Source organism: Hyphobacterium marinum, assembly GCF_036330325.1.
GTDB lineage: Bacteria > Pseudomonadota > Alphaproteobacteria > Caulobacterales > Maricaulaceae > Hyphobacterium > Hyphobacterium marinum.
The window spans coordinates 618,915-635,305 of record NZ_JAZDRO010000001.1; the positions used below are offsets into that span (position 1 = coordinate 618,915).

14 protein-coding genes, 1 tRNA gene and 1 pseudogene are annotated in these 16,391 nt (G+C 64.8%); 4 read left to right on the forward strand and 12 right to left on the reverse strand.

From position 1 onward, the window contains the following. Positions 1–27 precede the first annotated feature (27 nt). From rpmA to V0U35_RS03090, 4 genes are all read right to left on the reverse strand, one after another. A complete protein-coding gene (gene rpmA / locus V0U35_RS03075) occupies positions 28–294 on the reverse strand; it encodes a 50S ribosomal protein L27 (protein ID WP_330195184.1) in 267 nt (88 codons plus the stop codon). Positions 295–297: 3 nt separating this feature from the next. After that, complete coding sequence (gene rplU / locus V0U35_RS13990; protein WP_373696346.1) at positions 298–789, reverse strand: 50S ribosomal protein L21; 492 nt, start codon at positions 787–789, stop codon at positions 298–300. Positions 790–1,000: 211 nt separating this feature from the next. After that, positions 1,001–1,297 (reverse strand): hypothetical protein, encoded by a 297-nt coding sequence (locus V0U35_RS03085; RefSeq protein ID WP_330195185.1) that lies wholly within the window; start codon positions 1,295–1,297, stop codon positions 1,001–1,003. Positions 1,298–1,469: 172 nt separating this feature from the next. After that, positions 1,470–1,784: a hypothetical protein gene (locus tag V0U35_RS03090; protein ID WP_330195186.1), complete on the reverse strand. Its 315-nt coding sequence runs from the start codon at positions 1,782–1,784 to the stop codon at positions 1,470–1,472. 219 nt (positions 1,785–2,003) lie between these two features. On the opposite strand from V0U35_RS03090, the gene V0U35_RS03095 reads away from it, so the two are divergent. Both V0U35_RS03095 and V0U35_RS13995 read left to right on the forward strand, forming a co-directional pair. Next, positions 2,004–2,093, forward strand: a tRNA-Ser gene (locus V0U35_RS03095). 135 nt (positions 2,094–2,228) lie between these two features. Next, a pseudogene (locus V0U35_RS13995) lies at positions 2,229–2,634 on the forward strand (DDE-type integrase/transposase/recombinase); the annotation flags it as partial. A gap of 103 nt (positions 2,635–2,737) precedes the next feature. Here the strand turns inward: V0U35_RS13995 and V0U35_RS03105 are convergent. Continuing rightward, the gene (locus V0U35_RS03105; protein ID WP_330195187.1) at positions 2,738–3,277 is read right to left on the reverse strand and encodes a PepSY domain-containing protein; all 540 of its coding nucleotides are present in this window, start codon (positions 3,275–3,277) and stop codon (positions 2,738–2,740) included. A 140-nt stretch (positions 3,278–3,417) separates the two neighbouring features. Here V0U35_RS03105 and V0U35_RS03110 point away from each other — a divergent pair, with 140 nt between their 5' ends. After that, on the forward strand, positions 3,418–6,696 hold the full coding sequence (locus V0U35_RS03110) for a VPS10 domain-containing protein (protein ID WP_330195188.1): 3,279 nt from the start codon (positions 3,418–3,420) through the stop codon (positions 6,694–6,696). Here V0U35_RS03110 and V0U35_RS03115 read toward each other — a convergent pair. From V0U35_RS03115 to V0U35_RS03140, 6 genes are all read right to left on the reverse strand, one after another. Beyond that, positions 6,691–7,446 (reverse strand): sulfite exporter TauE/SafE family protein, encoded by a 756-nt coding sequence (locus V0U35_RS03115; protein ID WP_330195189.1) that lies wholly within the window; start codon positions 7,444–7,446, stop codon positions 6,691–6,693. The two genes, V0U35_RS03110 and V0U35_RS03115, sit on opposite strands and share 6 nt — an antisense overlap. A gap of 179 nt (positions 7,447–7,625) precedes the next feature. Continuing rightward, positions 7,626–10,874 carry an error-prone DNA polymerase gene (locus tag V0U35_RS03120; RefSeq protein ID WP_330195190.1) on the reverse strand — a complete coding sequence of 1,083 codons (3,249 nt, stop codon included), beginning with the start codon at positions 10,872–10,874 and terminating at the stop codon, positions 7,626–7,628. Continuing rightward, positions 10,871–12,448 carry a Y-family DNA polymerase gene (locus V0U35_RS03125; protein ID WP_330195191.1) on the reverse strand — a complete coding sequence of 526 codons (1,578 nt, stop codon included), beginning with the start codon at positions 12,446–12,448 and terminating at the stop codon, positions 10,871–10,873. The genes V0U35_RS03120 and V0U35_RS03125 overlap by 4 nt, the downstream gene beginning before the upstream one ends. Then, the gene (locus V0U35_RS03130; RefSeq protein ID WP_330195192.1) at positions 12,345–13,082 is read right to left on the reverse strand and encodes an ImuA family protein; all 738 of its coding nucleotides are present in this window, start codon (positions 13,080–13,082) and stop codon (positions 12,345–12,347) included. Before V0U35_RS03130 ends, V0U35_RS03125 begins: the two co-directional genes overlap by 104 nt. A 237-nt stretch (positions 13,083–13,319) precedes the next feature. Continuing rightward, positions 13,320–13,772: a group III truncated hemoglobin gene (locus tag V0U35_RS03135; protein ID WP_330195193.1), complete on the reverse strand. Its 453-nt coding sequence runs from the start codon at positions 13,770–13,772 to the stop codon at positions 13,320–13,322. Continuing rightward, complete coding sequence (locus V0U35_RS03140) at positions 13,769–14,209, reverse strand: RrF2 family transcriptional regulator (protein WP_330195194.1); 441 nt, start codon at positions 14,207–14,209, stop codon at positions 13,769–13,771. Before V0U35_RS03140 ends, V0U35_RS03135 begins: the two co-directional genes overlap by 4 nt. A 90-nt stretch (positions 14,210–14,299) precedes the next feature. Between V0U35_RS03140 and V0U35_RS03145 the strand changes: the two genes are divergently transcribed. Beyond that, positions 14,300–14,767, forward strand: coding sequence for a hypothetical protein (locus V0U35_RS03145; RefSeq protein ID WP_330195195.1), 468 nt, complete (start codon positions 14,300–14,302; stop codon positions 14,765–14,767). Positions 14,768–15,042: 275 nt separating this feature from the next. On the opposite strand, the gene amtB is transcribed toward V0U35_RS03145, so the two are convergent. Continuing rightward, on the reverse strand, positions 15,043–16,323 hold the full coding sequence (amtB, locus tag V0U35_RS03150) for an ammonium transporter AmtB (RefSeq protein ID WP_330195196.1): 1,281 nt from the start codon (positions 16,321–16,323) through the stop codon (positions 15,043–15,045). Between the last annotated feature and the right edge of the window lie 68 nt (positions 16,324–16,391).

Consider the following 16,391-nt stretch of genomic DNA (forward strand, 5'->3'; position numbering starts at 1 on the left):
ACGGACGACCGGCGGTGAGATCTCGTCCTATTTTGCGTCGTCCGCCGGAAGCACGGCGACATAGTTCTTGCCGCCGGATTTCTTGGCAAACGAGACCTGGCCCTCGACAAGCGCGAACAGGGTGTGGTCCTTGCCCATGCCGACATTGGCACCGGGGTTAAACTTGGTGCCGCGCTGACGCACGATGATGTTGCCGGGGATAACGTGTTCCCCGCCGAATTTCTTGACGCCCAGGCGCCGGCCTTCGGAGTCGCGGCCGTTGCGGGATGAACCGCCAGCTTTCTTGTGAGCCATGGACTAGTCCTCCTTCTTGGCGGCAGCCTTTTTCGGCGCGGCCTTCTTGGCAGTGGTGGCTTTCTTCGCAGCCGGCTTCTTCGCGGCAGCGGCCTTTTTCGGTGCAGCGGCTTTCTTCGCGGCCGGAGCCTTGTCCTCGGACTTGGCTTCGGTCTTCGCAGCGGCCTTGGCCTTGGGCTTGGAGCCCGGGGCCAGGATTTCCGCGATGCGCACGCGGCTGAAATGCTGGCGGTGGCCGGCCTTGCGGCGGTAATTCTGGCGGCGGCGCTTCTTGAAGACGACGATCTTCCGGGCGCGGCCATTGTCGATCAGCTCGCCCGTAACCGACGCACCCTCGACAAGCGGCGAACCCATGACGGGCTTGTCGCCACCGAGCATCAGGACTTCGCCGAAGACGACATCGTCACCGGCTTCCGCGCCCAGCTTTTCAACGAGGATTTCGTCGCCCGCGGCGACCTTGTACTGCTTGCCGCCCGTCTTGATGACTGCGAACATCTTGATTGTCCTTTCTCAACAGGCTTGGTCGTGCCTGTTCTTTTTCTTCGCGGCGTTCTTGCCTGGCCGCGTTGTTTCAACAAAAGACGCGCCCGCGCCCTTGGGTGAGGCGCGGGTCGCGAGCGCGCTGATATACGCGCTATGACGAGAGAGTCAATTCCGGCCATGCGGTGCAGGGCGGGATGCCGCGCACCGCCATGAACCGGATTGATCAGCCGCCGAAGCCTGCCGGGCGCGGACCGGTGTCCGGAGCCGTCCGCCCTTGCGCGCCTTCCACAACCTGATCGGTGTTCTCCTCGATGCGCGACCACTCCTCTTCAGTGCGGCAGACGCGTGTGCGGAAACGGGTACCGGTTTCGCGGATATACTCGCAACGAACACGTTCACCGCTTTCATTGACACCGGAAACCGTGCCTTGCTCGGCGGCGCGAGCGCGGGCGGTGGCGGCGTCGTCGGTCGTGGCGCAGGCTCCCAGAACAAGAGCAGACGCGACAATCCAGTACTTCATGGCAAATTACTCCCCAGTGTGTGAATGGCCAGCCCCCGCCGGTTCACACGTGAATCGGGCGGGCGGATATATTTCCGCGAACCGTTCTCACACTTGCGTGAGGGTCGGGGGCTGTCAATCACGCGATGCCGTGATTCAGGCATCACAATCTGGTGAAGTCATTCGGGTTCGATCAGCGATCGCGCGGATTGATGGCGACCTGTCCGGTGTTGGGGTCGAAGGGATCGGGCGTGGCGCGGTCCTGCGCGCCATCCACCACCTGGCGGGTATTTTCTTCGATCCGCGACCATTCCTCTTCGGTCCGGCAGACCCGGGTACGGAAGCGCGTCCCGGTCTGGCGGATATATTCGCAACGGATACGCTCGCCGTTCTCGTTCACCCCGGAAACCGTGCCTTCATTGGCCGCGCGTGTGCGGGCATTGGACGGGTCGGCCTGAACAGCGCAGGCCGGAGCCAGTAAAGCAATTGCCAGGAGTGCGTATTTCATGAAGTCAGATCCCCTCGTCAGACTCGATTCAGAAAAATTAAGGCGGTGCGTCATCCGCGCGGCGCAACGAAGCATTGCCGCTTGAACACGTTCAAACCACGTTCTCGTGAAGAGGCTGGCCATCCGCCCCGCTCGGGTGCCCGCCGCCGTTTGTGGCATTGGGCGGCGCGAGCGCCTTGATTTTGTCCGGGCAGTCTGGCTTAACCCCTGTCCCGGTTCGGAGAGGTGCCAGAGTGGTCGAATGGGGCGGTCTCGAAAACCGTTGAGCGCGCAAGCGTTCCGAGGGTTCGAATCCCTCTCTCTCCGCCACCCATTCCTGTCTCATTCGTATGTTCGCGAAGGCGCGCCAAATAGCGCCGCGTTTCCGCAGGTTAGCGGCCCGCACTAGACCTGTAGACGGTAAGATCTTCCGGTATTTCAGCTAGTTTCGCCGAGTGTCTCTCTTCGGTGCATCACGAAGGTGATGTACTCGCAGCCCTCGTCACCAAACGCCGGAACGCCAGGTGCTGTTGAAATTCCTGCGCAAAGCGATGAAGCGGTATGGGAATTCGGAGGTCGTCGTCACCGATCGGTTGCGGTCTTACAAAGCCGCCATGAAGGTAATTGGCAACGACGAGAAGCAAGGCGTTGGGAGGTGGTTCAACAACAGGGCCGAGAACTCACATCAGCCCTTACGAAGACGCGAGCGGGCTATGCTCCGTTTCAGGTGAATGCGAAGTCTCCAGAAATTCGCAGCCGTCCATTCCTCCGCCCACAATCACTTCAACCTCGAACGCCACCTCAACCCCCGCGACGGTCCAAGGAGAATCGGTCAGCCGCACTGGCCGAGTGGCGGCAACTTGCCGCCTGATCGGGGCCACGGCACCCCCAATGGAGACCGCTTCTCGTTGGTCAAAAAGCACCGCCACTTTCCCTAAGAATCATCGTCTGGTTATGGGCTGATCTGTCAGGGTTCAGTTGCCGGCCCGGGTCGCGCGCCGGCGTTTTCTGAGCCAGCGTTTGATGTGCGGGTCGAAGAACAGCCAGATTCCCGTTCCCCACAGCACGAGCAGGATCACGCCGACGGGCAGGAAGACGAAGGTCTTGACCCAGTCGGCAAAGAACGAGCCGTCATGGATTTGCTCGAACAGGTCTGACCGGCGGTATTCGAGCGACAGCACCTCCAGGGACACCAGATCGATCTGGGCCTCCCAGCGATTAGGCGCGATGAATTTTGCGATGCCGCGATCCGACTGAATATCGATGCGATCAAACTGGTCCCAGGCCTCGATTTCCAGCTCGGGAATGGCTGAAGCTGCCGCATAGAGTGCGGCGAGCGAGGTGTCCGGTGCGTCGGTTGTTACATGGGCGCTGCGTTGGGACGGCGGCTGTATCCAGTCGATATCCTTTTTCAGCATCAGGAAGATGCCGGCAATGATCATGATGCCCAGCGGCAGCATCACGAACGGTGAGGCCCAGTGGTGAATATCGCGGAGAAGCTTGCTGATTTTCATGGGGCGCATCCTTGCCATGACCGGGCACCGGTCAAGGCCGGAAACACCCAGCCATCCGGCTACCAGATTGAATATTTTTTAATGTTTTCCGAGCCGGAAGGCGCTGATACAGTGTAACAAGGACACACGGGGAGATTGTCATGCGAGGAATGATTTGCGCCGTTTTGCTCTGCGCGTTGCCACAAGCCGCCTGCGCGCAAGGTGAGACGGAGACGGAGGCCGAAGAGGGCGTTCTGACATCCGGGACCTTTTCCGGCCTGGCGTTCCGAAGCATTGGTCCGGCCTTCATGTCCGGGCGGATCAGCGACATCGAAGTCATGCAGGACGATCCGTCGACCTGGATTGTCGGCGTCGGATCAGGCGGTGTCTGGCGGACCGACAATGCCGGGACAACCTGGACCCCGATTTTCGATGACCAGGGCGTCTATTCGATCGGCACGGTCACCGTCGATCCGCAAAACCCGCACATCATCTGGGTCGGCACGGGGGAAAACCACGGCGGCCGGCACGTGGGTTATGGCAATGGTGTCTACCGGTCGCGTGATGGCGGGCAAAGCTGGGATCATCTCGGGCTGGAGGAATCCGAGCACATCTCCGAAATCCTCGTCCACCCCGAGGACTCCAACACGATCTGGGTGGCCTCACAGGGGCCGCTCTGGTCGTCCGGCGGTGACCGCGGCCTGTTCAAGTCCACCGATGGCGGCGAGACATGGGATCTCGTCCTGTCTGCCGGGGAATGGACCGGCGTAACCGATATCGTCATGGATCCGCGCAATCCTGACCGGCTTGTCGCGGCGACCTGGCAGCGCCACCGCACGGTTGCCGCCTATATGGGTGCCGGGCCGGAAAGCGGCCTGCATGTGTCCGACGATGGCGGTGAAACCTGGCGGGAAGTCACCAGCGGCCTTCCGGACGGGAATATGGGCAAGATCGGACTTGCGATCTCGCCCCAGAATCCGGACGTGCTTTACGCGGCGATCGAGCAGGACCGGCGGTCTGGCGGCATTTACCGCTCCACCAATCGCGGCGAGAGCTGGACGCGGATGTCCGATACCGTCTCGGGCGGGACCGGCCCGCACTATTACCAGGAGCTCTACGCCCATCCGCATCATTTCGACCGGATCATCCTGGTGTCGAACACGACCCAGATTTCCAGCGATGGCGGCGCGACCTTCCGGGACATCAACAACGAAAACAAGCATGTCGACGACCACGCGATCGCCTTCCACCCGACCGACCCGGATTTCCTGCTCGTCGGGTCTGATGGCGGTCTTTATGAATCGCTCGATGGTGACGCGACCTGGCGCTTCATCTCCAACCTGCCGATCACGCAGTTCTACGACATTGCGCTCGATGACGCCGAGCCCTTCTACAACATCTATGGCGGCACCCAGGACAACAATTCCCAGATGGGACCGTCGCGGACCGACAGCCGGCACGGCATCCGGAATTCCGACTGGGTGGTGACCCTGTTTGGCGACGGGCATGAACCCGATATCGAACCGGGCAATCCCGACATTGCCTATTCCAGCTGGCAACAGGGCAATGTGGTCCGATTTGACCGGACGACGGGCGAACTCGTCTATGTCCGTGCCCAACCGCAACCGGGCGAACCGGCCGAGCGTTTCAACTGGGATGCGCCGCTGGTCGTGTCATCGCATGAACCGGCGCGCGTCTATCACGCCTCGCAGCGGGTCTGGCGTTCCGATGACCGTGGGGACAACTGGACACCGATTTCCGGCGATTTGACGCGGAATGAAGACCGCATGCTGCTTCCCATCATGGGCCGGCAATGGTCCTGGGAAGCCGGCTGGGACGTCTATGCGATGTCGAACTACAACACGATCAGCGCCCTGGCCGAGTCGCCCGTCGATGCGGACGTGATCTATGCGGGGACTGATGACGGTCTGATTCATGTGACAACCGATGGCGGCGACACCTGGGCCCGGACCGAGGCAGGAAGCCTGCGCGGAGTGCCTGATCGCGCCTTCATCAATGATTTCGAGCCGTCGCGCTTCGAGGCCGGTACGGTCTTCATGGCGATGGACAATCACAAGGAAGGGGACTTTGCGCCCTACCTGATGCGGTCGGACAATCATGGCCGCAGCTGGCGCATGATCACCAACGGTCTGCCGGAAAACGGCCCGGTCTGGCGGATCGCGCAGGACCATGAAAACCCGGACCTGCTCTTTGTCGGAACCGATTTCGGGGTGTTCTTCACGATCGATGGCGGTGACCGCTGGACGCAGCTCAATGCCGGCATTCCGCCCATTCCGGCGCGTGATCTCCACATTCATGAGCGTGAGGACGACCTGGTGGTCGGCACCTTTGGCCGGTCCATCTACATTCTCGACGACATGTCGCCCTTCCGGCAGATCTCCGAGGACATGCTCGAGACGGAAACCCGGCTGTTCCCGGTGCGGCGCGCCTGGTGGTATTTCGAGCAGCATGAGCTGGGGTTCAATGCGCGGGGCAGCCAGGGGCATGGCTACTTCCAGGCCGAGAACCCGCCTTTCGGGGCCCTGATCACCTATTATCTCCATGAAGGCCTGCAGACGTCGGCCGAAGTCCGGCAGGACGCCGAGAGCGAGGCCAACGAAGCCGGTGAGGACACGCCCTTCCCCGGATTTGACGTGGTCGAGGCCGAGCGCCGTGAAGCCCCGCCGCGTATCTGGCTGGTCATCCGGGACAGTGCGGGCGAGGTGGTTCGCCGCCTGCCCGGACCGGTGACAGAGGGCTTCCACCGGGTTGCGTGGGATCTCACCTATCCGAGTAGGGACGCGGTCACCGAACCGGACACGCCCGATTCCGAAACGTCGGGTTTCCTCGTCGCGCCCGGCACCTACTCGGTCGAACTCGTGCGTCAACACAACGGCGAGACCGAGACGATCGGTGAGGCCCAGACGATCGAGGTCGAACGCCTGACCGAAGGGGCCCTGCCGGGGTCACCGGACGATGACGTGGTGGCGTTCTGGGAGCGCCTCGGGACGCTTCAGGGGCAGGTTTCGGCTGCGAATGCGTCGATCGGGCAGGCCCATGCCCGGCTGGCGCGCCTGCAGTCGGCACTCTACCGTTCCCGCACAGCTCCGGGCGATCTTGATGACCGCTATGAAGCGCTCCGTCAGGAATTGCTGGCAATCGAGGAAGCGCTGGGCGGCAACCAGTCGCGGCAGGGGCAATACGGGTCCCAGCCCTCGACCGTGTCGTCCCGCCTGTCCTTCGCGGAATTGGGAACGGGGAGTTCGGCCTACGGACCGTCAGGTGCACACCAAGCGCAGCTGGGTATGGCCGAGGATGAATTCGCCGGTCTTCGGGACCGTCTGGCAGAATTGATCGAGGAGGACATCCCCGCTTTCGAGGCCGATCTGGCCGCTGCGGGAGCCCCCTGGACGCCGGGCAGGACAATTCCGCCGCTATAGGGCGGTCGCGGCCCGCCACAACAGGCGGATGGCGACAAACAGGACGAGAATGGCGGTCAGACGGATCAGCCAGGTATCGGAGGCGCGTGTGCGTCCCATCCAGGCTCCGATCTGACCGCCAATCAGGACCGCAGGCAGGAGCGGCCAATAATCCAGAATGGCAGCGAGATCGCCTGACGCGGTCAGGCGGCCGGTCTGCCCGGCCAGTCCCGCGGCCGAATTCACCAGAATGAAGACCGAGGCCGCGGCTGCAATTTCCTTCGCTTTCCCCCAGTTCAGGAGGTGGAGGAGGGGGGCGAGAAAGATGCCACCTCCAATCCCGACCAGGCCCGCGAGAAAGCCGATCCCGCCACCCATGACGGGGCCGGCCCAGACCGGCCAGGCCGATTCCGGGCTCGCCGGTGCAGGCTTGCGCCATGCGAGGGCGGCGGCTGATGCCAGCAGGGCCAGGCCAAGGACGGTGATGAAGGTGCGCTCGGGAATGTCCAGCATGCCGCCGAACGCTGCCATGGGCACCGACAGGACGGTGAGCGGCAGAAGCCGTTTCCACCGGACCAGCCCGGCCGAGGCGTACTGGATGACCGAGCCGGCCACCACGGTGATGTTGCAGGCCAGCGAGATGGCGGGAAGGATCCGGTAGTCGGTGTCCGCCAGGACCAGCAGGGCGGTATAGGTCGACCCACCGCCAAACCCGACCGTGGCATAGGCCAGCGCGGTCAGGAAGAAAAAGGCGGCAAGGCCCGCGATCACCGGTGCGTCTCCGTCATGCGGCTGTCCCCCTGTTCGGCCCTGCACAGGGAGCATGGGCAATGTTCAGGGTCATTCAGGCGCTCCTTGGGACGATGGGCTGTTTCAGGCCTGTGCCCTGCCCCTATCTCTACGGTCCGCGAAAAGGGTGGGCAATGATGGCGCGCGCTGGTCGCGGAGCCCTAGTGAAAGTCCCGGCTTTTCGGGATGATGCGGGTCTGGCGTGGATGCCGGGCCGCGGGCACGCGGTGATCGTCGATCGGGCGGCGCACCTCGTCGGCATGGGCGAGCGCATTGTCGAGGGCCCGGCTGGCATCCTCTGACAGCAGCGAGAGATCACCGGTGCGATCAATCAACTGGTCAGCGACAAGGTGAACGACGCCCTCGGCGGACTGTACCCGGCCTTTCACCAGCAACAGGCGCGCGCCCATGACCACGGGGCGGTAGGTCTCCATCACGCGCGGCCAGACGACGAGGTTGGAGACCCCGGTTTCGTCCTCGACGGTGATGAAACACACGCCCTTGGCCGAGCCGGGCCGCTGACGCACCAGGACCACGCCGGCCAGCATGGCGCGGTGACCGTTCGGCAGGGCGTTGACCGCGTGCGTGGTCTTGATGCCCATCCGGGCATAGCCGCCCCTCAGGAAGCGCATCGGGTGGTCTTTCAGCGACAGGCGGATGGTCTGGTAATCCTGCAGCACGTGTTCGGACGCCGGCATGGCGGGCAGGGTCACGGGTGCATCCGCTCCCTGTTCGCGGGTGTCGGCTGCGGCAAAGAGCGGCAGGGCCGTGTCCCGGCTTTCGCCCCGGACCGCCCACAACGCCTGGCGGCGGTCGAGCCCGGCCGAACGGAAGGCATCAGCGGCGGCGAGCGCTTCGAGCGGCGCGCGGCGCAGGCCCGCCCGGCGGCGGATGGCGGCCGGGTCGTCATAGCCTTCGCCCCGCGCCTGCATCAGGCGCTCGGCATCGTCCTGGCGCAGCCCGTCGATGAGGCGCATGCCCAGCCGCAGCGCGCAGGGCCAGGGTCCGCCGCTTGCCGGTTCGAGCGTGCAATCCCAGTCGGAGTGATTGACGTCCACTTCGCGGACCTCGACGTCATGCTCGCGGGCGTCGCGGACCAGCTGGGCCGGGGCGTAGAACCCCATGGGCTGGGCGTTGAGAATCGCTGCCGCAAAGGCGTCGGGCCGGTGGCATTTCAGCCAGGACGAGACATAGACCAGCCGGGCGAAACTCGCCGCATGGCTTTCGGGAAAGCCGTACTCGCCAAAGCCCTTGACCTGATCGAAACAGCGCCGCGCGAATTCGGCGTCATAGCCGCGCGTGACCATGCCGTTCACCATCTTCTCCTCGTAATGCTGGATGGTGCCGACCTTGCGGAAGGTCGCCATGGCGCGGCGCAGGCCGTTGGCTTCGTCGGGGGTGAATTTCGCGGCATCGATGGCGATCTGCATCGCCTGTTCCTGGAAGAGCGGCACGCCCTTGGTACGGCCGAGGATCTGCTCCAGCTCGTCGGCGGGGCCGTGTTCAGGTGCCGGCGACGGGAAGACGACCGGTTCCAGCCCGTTGCGGCGGCGCAGATAGGGATGGACCATGTCGCCCTGGATCGGGCCGGGCCGGACAATCGCCACCTCGATGACGAGGTCATAGAAACTGCGCGGCTTCAGGCGCGGCAGCATGTTCATCTGCGCCCGGCTTTCGACCTGGAAGACGCCCACCGAGTCGGCGCGGCAGAGCATGTCGTAGGTCTCGGGGTCCTCATTGGGCAGGTTGGCGAGATCGTAGCGCGGTCCGCCGTGCAGGGCGATCAGGTCAAACGCCTTGCGGATGCAGGTCAGCATGCCCAGCGCGAGCACATCCACCTTCATGATGCCGAGCGCGTCGATATCGTCCTTGTCCCACTCGATGAAGGTGCGGTCCTCCATCGCCGCATTACCGATGGGCACGGTCTCGATCAGCGGACCCCTGGTCAGGACGAAACCGCCGACATGCTGGGAGAGGTGGCGGGGGAAGCCGATCAGTTCGGTGGTCAGCCGGATCGCCCGGCGGATCACCGGATTGGACGGGTCGAGCCCGGCCTCGGCGATGCGCTTGTCATTGACCTCGCGGCCCCAGCTGCCCCAGACCGTTCCGGCCATGGCGGCCCCGACGGTTTCGGACAGGCCCAGCGCCTTGGTCACTTCCCGCACGGCGGAACGGGGGCGGTAGGAGATGACGGTCGCGGTCAGCGCGGCGCGGTGGCGGCCATAGCGGCGATAGACATACTGGATCACCTCCTCACGGCGCTCGTGCTCGAAGTCGACGTCGATGTCGGGCGGTTCGCGGCGCTCCTTCGACATGAAGCGTTCAAAGAGCAGGCTCGACTTGTCCGGGTCGACGCTGGTGATCCCCAGGCAGTAGCAGACCGCCGAATTCGCGGCCGAGCCCCGCCCCTGGCAGAGAATCCCCTGATCGCGCGCCCAGGCGACGATGTCGTTCACGGTCAGGAAATAGGCCGCATAGCCGAGCTCCTCGATGAGGGCGAGTTCGCGGGCGATGGCGGCTTCGACACGGGCCGGCACGCCGCCGGGATAGCGGTCCTTCGCACCTTCCCGCGCCAGGTGGGCGAGGTGGCGCTGGGGCGTGGTGCCGGGCGGGACCGGCTCGTCGGGATAATGATAGGCGAGCTCGTCGAGCGAGAAATTGCACCGCCCGGCGATCTCCATCGTGCGGGAAAGGGCGGCCTCGTGTCCGGCGAAGAGCCGCGCCATCTCGCCCGGGTGCTTGATATAGCGTTCCGCATTGGCTTCGAGGCGGAAGCCTGCCTGGTCGATGGTGACGCCCTCGCGGATACAGGTCAGCACGTCCTGCAGGGGCCGCCGGTGGGGGATGTGATAGAGCACGTCATTGGTCGCCACGCCCGGCGCACCGGTCCGGTCCCCGAGTGCCATCAGACGGGCGATATGCTCGCGGTTGCGCCCGCCATGGCGGAAGCTGACCGCGAGATAACACCGTCCGGGCCAGAGCGCGGCGATCTCGCCGAGCCGGGCCTCAAAGGCGTCATCGGGCTTTGCCGGCGGGACGGCGATGAAGACCTGACCGTCGGCGTGGGCCGCGACATCATCGAGCGTGATCCGGCATTCGCCCTTTTCGGCGTCGCCCATCTTGCCCTTCGACAACAGGGTGGAGAGGCGGCCATAGGCGGCGCGGTCGGTGGGGTAGCACAGGAGGCTGAGCCCGCAGACGAGGTCGAGGCGGCAGCCGATCAGCAGTTTGAGGCCATGCTCCTTCGCGGCGAGATGGGCGCGCACCACGCCGGCCAGCGTATTGCGGTCGCAAATGCCGATGGCGGAAAGGCCCGAGGCGCGCGCCTGCAGGACCAGTTCCTCGGCGTGGGAGGCCCCGCGCAGGAAGGAGAAATTGGTCGTGACCTGGAGCTCGGCATAGGCGGTCATGAGAAGAGCGCGTGCACATACCAGCGCGGCAGGCCACCGCGGCCGTCCTGGTAAAGCCCTTCGCGGAACACCCAGTAGCGGCGGCCTTCCTCGTCCTCGATCCGGTAATAGTCCCGCGCCCGGGCCTCGCTGTCGAAGGTGCGCCACCATTCCGGCGCGATGCGTTCGGGCCCGTCCGCCCGCTTCACCCGGCGCGGGACGCGCCGCCAGACAAAGCGCAGCGGCGGACCGTCGGGAACCTCGGCCAGCACCTCGACGGCTTCGGGCTGGTCGAGCATGCGGGCCGGGCGGTCGCTACGCGGTACCGAACGGGTGTCCGTCCAGTCTTCCAGCGCCCCGTCATAGACGGCGAGGGCCTCGGCGCGGGACGGGTCGTGGCTGGCTTCAGGCCGGGCGATGCGGACTGTTCCCGCGCCCAGCCGGGCGGTCAGCCGGTCAGCCAGCGCGGACAGGGCCACCGGATCGACCGGGTCGGCGGCAAGGTCGCGCGACAACGGCCTGGCGTCCGTCTCCAGCGGGCCGGTGCGCCCGGCCGAGAGTTCGACAAGGTCGATGCCGAAACCGGGGTCGATCTGCTCGATCCGGTCGCGGAAGAGGCGCAGGATATGCGCCCGGTCCCGTACCGGACGGGCGGTCGACAGGCTGACACTGGCCGCCGAGCCGTCGGCGCGAAAGGCAGTAAGGGTGAAGTCGCGCGCGCCGCGTCCGTCACGCTCCAGCAGTTCGCATAGCTGTTCGGTCAGCGTGTCGAGGGCGGCGGTGAGACCGTCCCCGGAAATCAGGGGTTCGACGAAGGATTGCCGGGGCGCGTAGTCGGGCGGGGTCCGTATGGGGTTCAGGGGTTCGGGATAGAGGCCGAGCGCCTGGTCGAGGCGAAAGCGCACGGCGCTGACGGCCTCTTTCGAGGAAAAGCGGCGGGCGAGCGCGGTGCGATCGATGTCATAGAGCTGGCCGATGCGGGTGAGGCCGAAGCGGCGCAGCAGGCGCTCGGCGGCCTCGTCGAGACGGAGGCCGGAAACCGGCAGGTCTGTCAGCGCTTCGCTAACTTCCTGCCCGGCCCGGCAGACCGTGACCCGGCCCGCGCCATGACGGGCGAGCGCCCAGGCCGCGCCCGGTGTCGGCCCGGCCCCGATGCGGGCCGTGATCCCGCCCGCGGACAGCCGTTCACCGATGTCGGACAGGAGATGGCCTTCCCCGCCGAACAGGCGGGCGCAGCCGGTGATGTCGAGGCGCAGGGCGTCCATCCCGTCCACCATCGCGAGCGGGGTCCAGCGCGTCGCCCACAGGGCAAGTGCTTCGAGCGCCCTGGCATCGGCGGCGCGGTCGACCGGTTCGGCCTGTACATCCGGCGCACGGGAGCGGGCATCGGCAAAGCGCAGGCCGGGGGTGACCCCCAGCCATTTCGCCACACCATTGGCCGCCGCCACGCGCAGTCCCGTGACGCCCTGTTCGGTCAGGACAAAAGCCGTCTCATCCGGCCCGGCGGAATGGCAGGAGGGCGGCGGGTCGCGCCGGGCGCGGCGCAGCCGGTCCATCGGCCAGTCCGGAAACCAGACGCAGGCATAGCGTCTCATCGTCAAACTCCAGGTCGAAATCGCGGCCCGCCTCGCCCGGTGCGGCCCGGCAGCGTTCCAGGCGGGCCCGCCAGCGCGGCGATCCGGGCGCGCGGGCGTCGAACAGGTTGGGGGAAGAGGGGGCCGGCGAGACACGCCAGCGGGCCTGGGCGGCGGTCGCGCCTTCACGGGTGTGGGGCAGAAGCAGAAGCGCCGGCGTGCCGCCCGTCTCGCTCGCCAGGATGAGGCGGCGCGTGGCGGTGAAACTCGCCTCGCCTACTTCGGCGATGACGGTCGAGACCGCGCCGGAGCGAATGCCCTCCTCGGCGGCGATCAGAGTATCGACCGGCGTGCCGGTCTCGACAAAGAGGAAGCGGGCCGGATCAAGGCCGAAGGCGGACGCGCCCAGCCCTGTCACCCGGCCGAGATCGAGCACCAGGTCACGCTGGCGGATCCACAGCCAGACGCCGGGCCGCGAGCGCGCCAGGGCCGACAGGGCAAAGCCAGCCGCCGCACCGGCATCGCCATAGGCGCGTTCGGCGATCTCGTGCACGCCCTCGGCCGCCAGTCCAAAGGGAAAGGCCGGGGATGCGGCATCGCCGCGCAACCCGGAAAACGGCTGCACGAGGCTTGGAAGACCTCTTCTGTCGATCATATGTTCTATTTTTGTTCCGCGCGTGAGCAGAGTCAATCGGCCCCGGTGAAGCCGGTGTGCAGAAGAGGTGCGGAACGCAGGCCGAGGCGCGGCTACTGCCGGGCGTAGAAGTCCGGATAGGCCTGCATCCCGAGCTCGGAACGGTCGAGGCCGCGCATCTCTTCCTCGACCGGCGGCCGCAGGCCGAGCACGGCTTTCAGGCCCAGCCAAAAGTCGGGATGCCAGGAGGTGTTTCGCTCACTCCACCGGGGCTTCCGGAAGCCCCGGCAGTCCGAACATTGCCAATTGCAAGCTCTGGGCAATGCGTTCGGCCCGCTCCATGAAATATTCGACCGCTTCCGGACAGGCTGCCGTGTCGTGCAGCGTTTCCCGAAACAGGCCGAGCCAGATGTTGAAATGCCAGGGCTGCACCTGGGTCAGTTTCTTGTGGGCCGGCACGGGTTTGCCCGAGTAGGTCCCGGAATTGAGCGCGACCGAACTCCAGAATGTCTTCATGCGTGCCAGATGCGGACCCCATTCATCACCGATGGCATCCTGGAAGATCGGTCCCAACAGGGGATGTGCGCGCACCCGGGCGTAGAAGGTTTCAACCAGCCGGTCGATATAGGCGTCATCTATTCCCATTCCGGCCGCGCGCCGCTGGATTTCACGACGCCGGTCATGCGCAACACTTGAACCTGCGCGTGTCATGCCGCCTCTCCGTCAAGGAGTGAGAAAAGTTTCGCATTGTTCGCGGTCAGATCATCAACCGTGTACTGGTCAAGCACAGTCAGGAACGCCTCAAGCGCCCTATGAAGTGCGCCCCGCAGCTTGCAGGCGGGTGAAATCAGGCATTCGCCGCCGCCTTTCTGGAAGCATTCCACAACGTCCAGATCCCCTTCCATCAGCCTGACAACATCACCCACCGAAACCGCGAATCCTTCAGGCGAGAGGCGCAGCCCGCCTGATCTGCCGCGAACGGACTCAACATAGCCTGCCCGGACCAGCGCGCTGGCAACCTTCATCAGATGCGATTTGGAAACCCCAAACAGATTGGCCGTCTCGGCAGCCGACACGAGCCCGTCACGCTTTACCGCGAGATGCATCATCAGCCGCAAAGCGTAGTCGGTTTGAATGTTCAGGCGCATGCCAGCCTCCAAATACGAATAACAAAGTTGCATTTTATGACTTCCATCATAAAATACGACTACTTGATGCGCAATAAATGGATTCGGCCAATGACCCTCGTATCGCAAAAGAGAAATGAGATGGCAGCGGATGGCGCTTTCGACGGCGACCCGGGACCCCAGATCGCGGTGGATAACTCTCCGGTCAACGACAGCGTCAACTCCGGTATCAGCACAAGCATTCACAAGGGCGTTGCGTGGCTATTCCTGAGCCTGCATGCCGCGCTGTTCACAGTTTTGTTCGCCACCTTCTGGGGCGACACCGACGTGTTGTTCGCTGTTGTGATCGCCCTGTTTTTCCTCTGCATGTATCTGGGGGCTCCGATCACCTTGTTGCGGATCAGAGGGTTTGGTTTCGATGGTCGGCAATCCTGGATGGACTTCCTGGTGGCACCGTTCGCCACGGCATCAGGTCTCGTCAGCGGTCGCAGCGCCTGTATCCAGATATGCCTGATACCGGCGGCCGTCCTGGTTGGCATGTCCGCCTTCTGCTTCATCATTTCAGGTGCGCGACCCTGAATACCCTGCTTGGACTCCAAACGGATTGATTGGCAGACGGTCGGGGAGTGCGGCCAGCCTGATGAAGACGACGCCCTGAAACCCTGAGACCAAAGTCAGGACTCTGACATGGACCATAGGCTTCGCGTGCAATTCCCATCCAATACGCAACGGGCGGGTCTTTTCGGATAACAGCGAGGGCTGGCCGCAAAGCCGAGAGGGAGGACACCGGTCATTATCCCAGAACCGCAACAGGTCCGATGCGTTAGGTGTACGGACCAGAGGCCGGGACGCGGCTATTGCCGGGCGTAGAAGTCCGGATAGGCTTGCATCCCGAGCTCGGAACGGTCGAGACCGCGCATCTCTTCCTCGACCGGCGGGCGCAGGCCGAGCACGGCATTCAGACCCAGCCAGATCACCGTGCTGGTCCCGGCGACGAAGAGGCCAATGGCGGCGACACCCAGGAGCTGGACACCGGCCTGCTCAAATCTGCTCAACCCGTCTGCGGTCATGGTCAAGGGGACGATCAGCGTGCCGAATATCCCGCACAGAAGGTGGGAGGGAATGGCTCCGACCACGTCGTCGATGCGCAGCCGATCAAGCAGCGGCACGGTGATCACGACGATCACGCCCGCCGCGCCGCCGATCAGCAGCGCCTGCCACATCTCCGGGGCCAGCGGCCCGGCGGTGATGGCCACCAGGCCGCCAATCGCGCCGTTGAGGACGAAGGTCAGGTCCGCCTTGCGGAAGACGATTTCGGAGGCGATCAGCGCGGCGACCACACCACCTGCCGCGGCGATATTGGTGTTGGCCATGATCCGCCCGACCGCCGAAATATCCTCGATCGTACCGGCGGCGAGCTGGGAGCCGCCATTAAAGCCGAACCAGCCGAACCAGAGGATGAAAGTGCCCAGCGCGGCAAGCGGCAGGTTGGAGCCGGGAAGCGGCTTGATGATCCGGCCGTCCGGTCCGTATTTGCCCACGCGCGGACCGAGAATGATCGCGCCGGTCAGCGCCGCCCAGCCGCCGACGGAGTGCACAAGGGTCGACCCGGCGAAATCCTGGAAACCCAGCACGTGCAGCCAGCCTTCGCCCCATTTCCAGGCCCCGGCGATGGGATAGATGAAAGCGGTCAGGAGGACGACGAAGATGAGGAAGGGACGCAGCGTGATCCGCTCGGCCAGCGTACCGGAAACGATGCTCGCTGCCGTCGCGACAAACGCCATCTGGAAGAACCAGTCCGCCGCCGAGGCAACACTGCCGGAGGGCTCGTCGAGCGCATCGGGCGACCACACACCGAATGTGCCGATCCAGCCGCCATCGACCCCGTCATACATCAGCCGGTAGCCGACGAGATAGAAGGCGATCCCGGCAATGGCAAAGAGGCTGATATTCTTCAGCGCGATGGTCGCAGCGTTCTTGGCGCGGACCAGCCCGCTTTCCAGCATGCAGAAGCCGGCGGCCATGAAGACCACGACCATGCCGGAAAAGAGCAGCAGGAAACTGTTGTCGACAAAGGCCGAGGCCGCCGCAGCGGACTCCAGGGCCGTTTGCGGATCGGTAAGCGGTGCAGACATCCTTCCCCCCTGATGTTGCGCTGCAGCATCGTGGACTGCTGCACCTGCGTTGTAAATGGTGCCGCCGG

Bases quoted from the DNA above. Each gene is read 5' to 3' on its own strand.
- V0U35_RS03105 (WP_330195187.1), bottom strand. From the start codon at position 3,277: ATGAAAATCAGCAAGCTTCTCCGCGATATTCACCACTGGGCCTCACCG.
- amtB (WP_330195196.1), bottom strand. From the start codon at position 16,323: ATGTCTGCACCGCTTACCGATCCGCAAACGGCCCTGGAGTCCGCTGCG.
- V0U35_RS03110 (WP_330195188.1), top strand. From the start codon at position 3,418: ATGCGAGGAATGATTTGCGCCGTTTTGCTCTGCGCGTTGCCACAAGCC.
- V0U35_RS03145 (WP_330195195.1), top strand. From the start codon at position 14,300: ATGACCCTCGTATCGCAAAAGAGAAATGAGATGGCAGCGGATGGCGCT.
- V0U35_RS03125 (WP_330195191.1), bottom strand. From the start codon at position 12,448: ATGAGACGCTATGCCTGCGTCTGGTTTCCGGACTGGCCGATGGACCGG.
- rpmA (WP_330195184.1), bottom strand. From the start codon at position 294: ATGGCTCACAAGAAAGCTGGCGGTTCATCCCGCAACGGCCGCGACTCC.
- V0U35_RS03140 (WP_330195194.1), bottom strand. From the start codon at position 14,209: ATGCGCCTGAACATTCAAACCGACTACGCTTTGCGGCTGATGATGCAT.
- rplU (WP_373696346.1), bottom strand. From the start codon at position 789: ATGTTCGCAGTCATCAAGACGGGCGGCAAGCAGTACAAGGTCGCCGCG.
- V0U35_RS03135 (WP_330195193.1), bottom strand. From the start codon at position 13,772: ATGACACGCGCAGGTTCAAGTGTTGCGCATGACCGGCGTCGTGAAATC.
- V0U35_RS03120 (WP_330195190.1), bottom strand. From the start codon at position 10,874: ATGACCGCCTATGCCGAGCTCCAGGTCACGACCAATTTCTCCTTCCTG.
- V0U35_RS03085 (WP_330195185.1), bottom strand. From the start codon at position 1,297: ATGAAGTACTGGATTGTCGCGTCTGCTCTTGTTCTGGGAGCCTGCGCC.
- V0U35_RS03130 (WP_330195192.1), bottom strand. From the start codon at position 13,082: ATGATCGACAGAAGAGGTCTTCCAAGCCTCGTGCAGCCGTTTTCCGGG.
- V0U35_RS03090 (WP_330195186.1), bottom strand. From the start codon at position 1,784: ATGAAATACGCACTCCTGGCAATTGCTTTACTGGCTCCGGCCTGCGCT.